The organism is Microcoleus sp. K4-B3 (genome assembly GCF_036704615.1).
Classification (GTDB): domain Bacteria; phylum Cyanobacteriota; class Cyanobacteriia; order Cyanobacteriales; family Microcoleaceae; genus Microcoleus.
The window spans coordinates 1-1,496 of the sequence record NZ_JAUBSF010000225.1; the positions used below are offsets into that span (position 1 = coordinate 1).

Here is a 1,496-nt window from a genome sequence, read left to right on the forward strand (position 1 = left end):
ACCGATTTAATCACTTTGGAGTTGGAAAGATATGAGTTGGCAGAACTCAATCTGATCGCCGGACAGAAAGCCAAAGCAGCAACAGCTTATGAATCTGCTGTCAAATATTTGAATGTAGGTTTGGGACTTCTAGCGGAGGATAGCTGGGAGAGTAAATATGATCTGACTTTAAACCTCTATTTAGAAGCAGCAGAAGCAGAATTTATAACCACCAACTTTGAGCGGTCGCAACAGTTGTCTGATGTCATCATCAAACAAGCAAAAACCCTCCTAGAAAAAATCCAAGTCTACGAACTAAAAATTCAGTTTGATATGGCTGAAAACCGAGCCCAATCAGCTATAGATACTGGTATTAGCGTTCTGGAAATGTTTGGCATTTCTCTGGAGCAAGAACCCCCTCAAACATTGATTATTGAGGATTTAGCCAATCTGCCACCAATGACAGATGTCGATCAACTTGCGGCGATGCGGATATTAACGAGCATCGTCATATCGGCTTATCTTGGCAATGGAGCTATGCTGCCACTAATTATATATACGATGATCGATTTGTCGATCAAGTATGGCAACTCGCCCGAATCTGCTTACGCCTACGTTTTCTATGGATCTCTTCTATGTGGACCAATGGGGGATATAGATTCTGGATATAAATTTGGCAAACTATCCATTGTTGTATTGGAGAAATTTGAGACTAACTCGCTCAACTGTAAAATTGGGTTAATATTTAATGCTATTCTTAGATGCTGGAAAGATCATAGTAGGGAAACCCTAGAACCTTTGATTGATGCTATGCAAAGTGGCTTAGAAGTAGGTGATTTAGAATGTGGTTGTCACTGCCTGCTCAATTATTGCTACATGACATTTTTAACCGAAAAAGAGCTAGAAAAAGTTGAGCGTGAACAAGAAAAATATGTGGCTATTACCATTAAATATAAGCAAGATTACGATACTTTTGCCATCAAAATTTACCAGCAATTAGTTAAGAATATTCTTGGCAAAAACTCAGAAAAATATCGGTTGATAGGTGACATTTTTAATGAAGAAGAAATGGTACCGATGTTCCGAGAATCTAATAATGGTACTCTACTCTTTTTCTACTATGCCGCTCAAGCGATGCTCCGTTATTGCTTTAAAGATTACGAAGGTACAATAGTCTGTGCCAATTTAGTATCAGAATATGCCAGTTGCGGCGTGGGATTAATTCAGAATGCGCTCAGGAACTTCTATCATTCTCTTGCCCTTCTAGCACTGTATCCAAAAGCCTCAGCAAAAGACCAACAAGAATACCTAAGTGAAGTAGCAGCAAACCAAGAAAAAATGAAGACCTGGGCGTTCCATGCGCCGTGCAATTTTCAGCACAAGTATGACTTAGTAGAAGCAGAAAAAGCGCGGATTATGGGACAACCTTTAGAAGCGAGCGATTATTACGATCGCGCCATAGCAGGAGCCAAAGAACAGGGATATATCCAAGAAGAAGCATTAGCAAACGAACTGGC

General features: G+C 40.0%; 1 pseudogene. It reads left to right on the forward strand.

Going from position 1 to position 1,496, the window contains the following annotated elements:
- Positions 1–36: 36 nt before the first annotated feature.
- Positions 37–1,496 (forward strand): annotated as a pseudogene (locus tag QUA78_RS32560) (serine/threonine protein kinase); the annotation flags it as partial.